The sequence below is a fragment of the Micropruina sp. genome (assembly GCF_027492755.1).
In the GTDB taxonomy this organism is placed as follows: domain Bacteria; phylum Actinomycetota; class Actinomycetes; order Propionibacteriales; family Propionibacteriaceae; genus Micropruina.
This window is the reverse complement of the sequence record NZ_JAPUED010000176.1, coordinates 1-7,399: the sequence shown is the minus strand read 5'-3', so window position 1 is coordinate 7,399 and position 7,399 is coordinate 1. Positions and strand designations below refer to the sequence as shown.

Here is a 7,399-nt window from a genome sequence, read left to right as displayed (position 1 = left end):
ACCTCGGCGCCCAACGCCCGGACGACGGCGATGACGCCGCCCAACTCGGCGCGCGGATGGCCGTGCTCGATCCGTGACACCAACTGCCGAGTGACGCCGGCTCGCGATGCGACCTCCCCTTGGCTCAGTCCCAGGGATTCACGTCGCAGGCGCAGCCTCGCCCCGAGATCATGGGTGGACGTCGAACCCCGCTGCATGAATGGAAGCGTACGCGTACATATCGAAATGTTCTAGAGCTATAACAATCCGCAGCATCTGCGGATTCACAGCGCGTCGGCCGGGCCGGATCCCATCGCGCAGGAAGCTCGCGGAACCCCGACAAACTCGGCCGACGGTGGAACGAAAAGAACCGTCCCCGCGTACCACTCCGGAACGAAAAGAACCGTCCCCGCGTACCGCTGGTGACCGGGATGCAGCTCAGTACCGGCCGAACCGCCGGCGCTCCTCCAGCGCCTTCCGCTGCCATTCCGCGCGTTCTTCGTCGATCCGCAGCCGCTCCTCCTCTTCCCGGGTGAGCGGACGGCGCGGCTTGCCCTGACGTCCGGTCAAGCGTTGCCAGATTCCCACGACGGCACCTCCTCGTCCGGGTTCGGTGGGTCAGCTGCCGTCCAGGCTAGTCGTGCGTCCCCGCTACGGGTTCACCTGGCGGGCACCGCGCAGGGTGCGCATGAAGGTGATCCGTTCGCCCTTGCGCCCTGAGATCCGCGCCCAGTCGTCGGGGTTGGTGGTGTTCGGCAGGTCCTCGTTCTCGGCGACCTCGTCGGCGCAGGCTCCGAGCAGATGCTCCAGCCGGACGCCGTCCGGGCCGCCGGCCAGCACCTCCTTGATCGCAGACTTCTTCGCCCGTCCGACGATGTTGGCCAGCATCGCGCCGGAGACGAAGTCCTTGACGTAGAGCACTTCGCGATCGCCGGAGGCATAGGTGACCTCCAGGAATCGGTTCTCGTCGGTCGTTGCGTAGAGTGCCTCGACGGTCGCCTCGATCAGCTGCCGGCGATACTCCGCAGTGGTGAGATCCCGGCGTTCGCCGGGATGACGGGGATGGGATTCGCCGTGGAGACCGAGGTTGGGTTCGCCGGGACGCCCGGGGTCGGGTTCGCCGGGATCACCCGGAGTCCGCAGTGGAACCTCAGCGGTGAGGTACTTGCCGAGGATCTCGGCGGCGGAGGCGGCGTCCGGGCGGTCGAGTTTGATCTTCACGTCCAGCCGACCGGGACGCAGGATGGCGGGGTCGATCAGGTCCTCGCGGTTGGTGGCGCCGATGATGATCACGTTGGACAGGCCCTCGACGCCGTCGATCTCGCTGAGCAGCTGCGGCACCACGGTGGACTCCATGTCCGAGCTGACACCGCTGCCGCGGGTCCGGAACAGCGAGTCCATCTCGTCGAAGAAGACGATCACCGGACGCCCGTCGGCGGCATGCTCCCGGGCGGTGGCGAAGATCACCCGGATCTGCCGCTCGGTCTCGCCGACGTACTTGTTCAGCAGCTCGGGGCCTTTGATATTCAGGAAGTGGCTGCCCACTCCCCCGCCGACCTGTTCGGCCAGTGAGTTCGCGACCGCCTTGGCGATCATGGTCTTGCCGCAACCCGGCGGCCCGTAGAGCAACACCCCCTTGGGGGCCGGCAGCTGGTAGCGGGCGTACAGGTCGCGGTGCAGGAACGGCAGTTCGACGGCGTCCCGGATCTGCTCGATCTGGCCGCCCAAACCACCTATGTCGGCGTAGTCGACGTCCGGTACCTCGTCGAGCAACAGGTCGTTGACCTCGGTGCGTTCCACCACCCACAACCCGATGCCGGCACGCCGGTCGGCGGCCACGCTCTGCCCCGGTTGCGCGCCGGACGCCTCGGGTGAGGCGGTCAGCAGATGTTCGTCGTCGCCACCCCCGGACACCAACAACCGGCCGTCGGCGAGCACGTCCTTGACCAGCACGACGTCCAGTTGCGCGGCCTCGGGCGCCAGCCCGACCAGCATCATCGCCTCGTTCAGCAGCACGGGCGCACCAGGTTGCAGTCCCTCACCCGACACCTCGGGCACCACCGCGACCCGCAGCACCCGTCCGCCGACCGACACATCGGCCACGCCTTCACCGGGGACACCCACCACCACACCGTGCGCCTGCGGCGGGTTCGACAACGCCTCCAACTGCTCCCGCAGGCCGACCAGCGACCCGCGGGCCTCGCGCAGGGTCGCGTTCAACTTCTCGTTGGCCTGAGCCAGCGAGCGGGCATCGGCACGGGCGTTGGCCAGCCGCCGCTCGGCCAGCTCGACGGCCCGGCCACGGGCCTCGGCCAGTTCCCGAGCTTCGGCGAGCGGGTCACCCGGCACACTCACGCCGGCGCCTCTTCCACCCCGACACCGGGCGGACGCGGACCGCTGTAGTCGGGTCCGTACGCCCCAGGTGCCGGACGCCGCCGGCGCAGCGGCGCGGAGACCCCGGGCGCCAGCCGACGGGTGAAGATCAGGAAGCCGGTGTGCCCGGTGGTGGCGTGCCCGGGCCGGATCGCCAACCCCTCGGCGTGCCACTGCCGCACCGACAGCTCGCTGCCCGCCGGCTCGGTGAACCCGCCGTGCGCACGCAGGGTGTCCATGGTGCGTCCGAGCTGAGTGGCGGTGGCGACGTAGCAGCACAGGATGCCGCCGGCGGCCAGCACGTTCGCGACCGCGTCGATGCATTCCCAGGGCGCCAGCATGTCGAGGATCGCCCGGTCGACCTCTTCGGGACCGATCGCCTCGACCAGGTCGCCGACCCGTACCTCCCAGGCCGGGTGCGGAGCTCCGAAGAAGCTCTCCACGTTGCGTTGCGCGATCGCCGCGAAGTCGGCCCGCCGCTCGTAGGAGTACAGCCGCCCGGACGGCCCGATGGTGCGCAGCAGGTGCATGCTCAGCGACCCCGATCCCACCCCTGCCTCCAGCACCCGGGCGCCGGGGAAGATGTCGGTCTGCACCAGGATCTGGGCGGCGTCCTTGGGGTAGATGACGGCGGCGCCCCGCGGCATCGTGACCGTGAACTCCTCCAGCAGCGGCCGGAACGCCACATAGGCGATGCCACCGGAGGACGTCACCACGTTGCCGTCCGGGCCGCCGATCAGCGCGTCATGGCTGATCCCGCCCTTACTGGTGTGAAAGGTGCCTCCGGAGGCCAGCAGCAGCGAGTGCCGGCGTCCCTTCGGGTCGGTCAGCGTCACTCGCTCGCCGGCCTGCAAAGGTCCGGTCCGTACCCCGTTCAGTTCCGCCATCGTGCTCCCCACAACGCCAATTGCCATCCCGGCCCGAACGCTTCGCCGACCAGGTCCACCCGTTGCCGCAGGAACAGCACCCCGTCGGTCTCGGCGATCGGGACGACGGTGGCGTCCGCCGCCGCCTGCTTCTGAATCTCGACCAGCGCCGGCTGCTGCACGTCCTCGCGGCTTGATGACCGGATCCGCTCCTCCAGGTTGGAGAGCTTGCCGGCGCTACCGGGCAACGGGTTCTTGAGGTAGTCCTGCAGCCAGCCGACGGCGGTGTTCACCATCGGGGCGCTGTCACGCAGTTCGAGATCGGCCCGTTCCGACTCGGTGACCAGCTGCACGGTGATGCCGAGCTTCTGCTGCAGCGTGTCGCGCACGTGATTGGCGAGATCCTCCATCGCCGGCGACGAGTCGGTGAAGCGCAGGGCGAGCGCGATGCCCGGCTCGAGCTTCGGCATCTTCGGTTCACCGCCGAGCGCGAAGGTGTCGGTATGACCCTCGATCATGCTGGGCAGGATCGAGCTGGCGGTGCGGTCCTCCTGCAACGCGAGCGCCACCGCGTTACGCAGCGACGCGTTGGCACGGTACGGGCTGCGGGACAGCCAGACCAGCCGCTGCAGAACCACCCGGGGCAGGCCCCAACGGAAGTAGCCGGCCGGTCGCCCATCATCCTGGTCCTGCACGATGCGGTTCTGCAGCCGGTCGATGGCAGCCGGGCTCAAGGTGCGCCAGACGATCTCGGCCTTGGCGTCGGTGAGCGCCTCCTCGGCGGTCGGGGAATCCGACCAGGCGATCCGGATGCGGGGCATATCGGTGCCCAGCGGCCCGCGATACCGGGCGTAGCGGGCAATGGTCAGGCCTTTGGAGTCCCACGAGTCGAGCTGGTAGGGGCCGGTGCCGATCGGCGCCTGTTCGACCGGACGCAGCTTGTCGGAGTCGTAGGCGACGTGGTCGACGATGGACGCCGCAGGCACCGCGAGGCCGAAGCCGAACTGGTTGTCGGGGTACTTCAGCCGGAACCTGACCGTGGTGTCGTCGGGGGTCTCGATGCTGCGCAACGCCGCCAGCATGGACATCTTCTGAGGTGCCAGCCGGATTGCACGCAGAATGCTGAACTTGACGTCCGCGCTGGTCAGGCCGCGTCCGCTGGTGAACACCACATCCTTGGGCAGCGTGCATTCGTAGACCTGGGCGGCGGTGAACAGGCATTCCTTGGCCAGGTCGGGCTTGAGCAACTGGGTGCTCGGCTGCACCAGCATCAGCCGTTGGAACAGGTCCAGGGTGACCATGGCGTCCGAATCGTTGCGGCCGCCGGCGGGGTCGGTGGTGTTCGCCCGCTGTTCGGTGAGCACCGTGAACGGACGCGGCGGCGCGCTGCTGCTGGCTGTCCCGGACGGCAGCGGCGCGGGCGTCTGCACACACCCCGCGGCACCGATCACCACACACGACGCGGTCACGGCGGACAGCACAGCGCGGACGATCGAAGGCACGCCCCAAGGGTAGAGCCTGCGGGCCACCAGCCGGCGCGGAGCCACGGCGCGTGCGGAAAGGCGCACAAAACGCCTACCCGGACGCCAATCGCCGGGTTGGCGCGGACTCGCTACGGCCCGACGCAGCGGCAGGCGTACAGTTGGCTGATGCTGCAGCCGTCGACGTCCGTTCCGACGTCCGGCGATCGGACGCCTCCCTTTCCCGTGCGAGGCGTGCAGCCATCGAGACCGGGCCCGCCAGGGTCGTCCGCCGCGACACGAGGCAAGGAAGGATTGCACACGCTGTGAGCTCCGATACTTTGACACCGCCTCAGCCGCGAATGGCGTCCGGTGATCTGCGACCCGACGCCACCGACACGCTGCGGAGCGCGCTGGCCACCCGGCTGCATTTCCTGGACGGCGCGATGGGCACGGTCATCCAGCGGTTCAAGCTGAGTGAGGCCGACTATCGCGGCGAACGGTTCGCCGACTGGCCCAGCGACGTCAAGGGCAACAACGACCTGCTCTCGCTCACCCAGCCCGAGATCATCGCGTCCATCCACCGCGACTATCTGGACGCCGGCGCGGATTTCGTCGAGACCAACACCTTCAACGCGCAGCGCATCTCGATGGCCGACTACGGCATGGAGGCGCTGGCCTACGAGCTCAACCTGGCCTCGGCGCGGCTGGCGCGCACCGAGTGTGACGCCGCAACCGCCGCCGATCCGAGCCGTCCGCGCTACGTGGTGGGTGCCCTCGGCCCGACCAACCGGACGGCGTCCATCTCGCCGGACGTCAACGATCCGGGCGCCCGCAACGTCAGCTACGCCGAACTGGTCGAGGCCTACCTGGAGCAGGCCGACGGGCTGGTCGACGGCGGCTCCGACATTCTGCTGATCGAGACCATCTTCGACACCCTCAACGCCAAGGCCGCGATCTTCGCACTGGAGACGATGTTCGAGCAGCGCGGACGCCGCTGGCCGGTGATCATCTCGGGCACCATCACCGACGCCTCCGGCCGCACCCTGTCCGGCCAGGTCACCGAGGCGTTCTTCACCAGCATCCGGCATGCCCGGCCGTTGGCGGTCGGGCTGAACTGCGCCCTGGGTGCGGCCGAGATGCGGCCCTACGTCGCCGAACTGTCCCGGATCGCCGACTGCTACGTGTCGTGCTACCCCAACGCCGGCCTGCCGAACGCGTTCGGCGAATACGACCAGACACCGCAAGAGATGGCAGCGATCGTCGCCGGCTTCGCCAAAGAGGGCCTGGTGAACATCCTGGGCGGCTGCTGCGGCACCACCCCGGAACACGTCGAGGCGATCGTCCGGGCCACCCGGGAGGCCACACCGCGGACGCCCGCGACCCCCGTCCCCGCCCTGCGGCTGGCAGGTCTGGAGCCGCTCATCGTCACCCCGGACTCGCTGTTCGTCAACGTCGGCGAGCGCACCAACATCACCGGCTCGGCCCGGTTCCGCCGGCTGATCCGCGAGGGCGACTACACCACCGCGCTCGACGTGGCCCGGCAGCAGGTCGAGAACGGCGCCCAGGTCATCGACATCAACATGGACGAGGGCATGATCGACGGCGTCGCCGCCATGGATCGGTTCTGCAAGCTGATCAGCTCCGAGCCGGACATCTGCCGGGTTCCGGTGATGGTCGACTCGTCGAAGTGGGAGGTGATCGAGGCCGGGCTGCGCTGCCTGCAGGGCAAGCCGATCGTCAACTCGATCTCGATGAAAGAGGGCGTCGAGCCGTTCATCGCGCACGCCAGGCTGTGCCGCAAGTACGGTGCCGCGATCGTGGTGATGGCCTTCGACAGCGACGGCCAGGCCGACACGCTGGAGCGCCGCAAAGAGGTCTGCGCCGAGGCGTACCGGATTCTGGTCGACGAGGTCGGCTTCCCGGCCCACGACATCATCTTCGACCCCAACATCTTCGCGATCGGCACCGGCATCGAGGAGCACGCCAACTACGGCGTCGACTTCATCGAGGCGACCCGGTGGATCAAGCAGAACCTGCCCGGCGCGCTGATCTCGGGCGGCGTGTCGAACGTGTCGTTCTCCTTCCGCGGGAACAACCCGGTGCGCGAAGCGATCCACGCCGTGTTCCTCTACTACGCGATCGCGGCCGGTATGGACATGGGCATCGTCAACGCCGGTGCCCTGGTGGTCTACGACCAGATCGATCCGCGGCTGCGCGAGCGCATCGAGGACGTGGTGCTGAACCGGCGTCCGGACGCCACCGAGCGGCTGCTGGAGATCGCCGCCGAGTTCAACGTGGCCAGCGCTGAGGTCGAGGAGACCGTCCAGGAATGGCGGTCACTGCCGGCCCGGGAGCGCATCACGCACGCCCTGGTGAAGGGCATCGACGAGCACATCGTGGCCGACACCGAGGAGATGCGGGTCGAACTGGCGGCGTCGGGCGGCCGTCCGTTGGATGTCATCGAGGGCCCGCTGATGGACGGCATGGGCGTCGTCGGCGACCTGTTCGGCGCCGGCCGGATGTTCCTGCCGCAGGTGGTGAAGTCGGCCCGGGTGATGAAGAAGGCGGTCGCGCACCTGATCCCGTTCATCGAGGCCGAGAAGAAGCCCGGTGACGCCGCCTACACCAAGGGCCGGATCGTGATGGCGACGGTGAAGGGCGATGTGCACGACATCGGCAAGAACATCGTCGGCGTGGTGCTGCAGTGCAACAACTACG

The 7,399-nt window shown here is 68.7% G+C and carries 5 protein-coding genes and 1 pseudogene; 1 reads left to right on the top strand and 5 read right to left on the bottom strand.

Annotated elements, in window-relative coordinates:
- From Q0066_RS12215 to Q0066_RS12195, 5 genes and pseudogenes are all read right to left on the bottom strand, one after another.
- On the bottom strand, window positions 1-197 hold a 197-nt coding region (locus tag Q0066_RS12215), incomplete at its 3' end, for a helix-turn-helix domain-containing protein (RefSeq protein ID WP_298133262.1).
- A gap of 220 nt (window positions 198-417) precedes the next feature.
- Window positions 418-567, bottom strand: coding sequence for a hypothetical protein (locus tag Q0066_RS12210; protein ID WP_298133260.1), 150 nt, complete (start codon window positions 565-567; stop codon window positions 418-420).
- Window positions 568-630: 63 nt separating this feature from the next.
- Window positions 631-2,334 (bottom strand): proteasome ATPase, encoded by a 1,704-nt coding sequence (gene arc, locus Q0066_RS12205; RefSeq protein WP_298133258.1) that lies wholly within the window; start codon window positions 2,332-2,334, stop codon window positions 631-633.
- Window positions 2,331-3,212: pseudogene (locus Q0066_RS12200) on the bottom strand (tRNA (adenine-N1)-methyltransferase); the annotation flags it as partial. The gene arc and the pseudogene Q0066_RS12200, both read right to left, overlap by 4 nt.
- Window positions 3,213-3,226: 14 nt before the next feature.
- Complete coding sequence (locus tag Q0066_RS12195; protein WP_298133256.1) at window positions 3,227-4,720, bottom strand: ABC transporter substrate-binding protein; 1,494 nt, start codon at window positions 4,718-4,720, stop codon at window positions 3,227-3,229.
- A 320-nt stretch (window positions 4,721-5,040) separates the two neighbouring features.
- Here Q0066_RS12195 and metH point away from each other — a divergent pair.
- Window positions 5,041-7,399 (top strand): methionine synthase (metH, locus tag Q0066_RS12190; protein ID WP_366521522.1); only part of this gene is annotated, 2,359 nt, incomplete at its 3' end.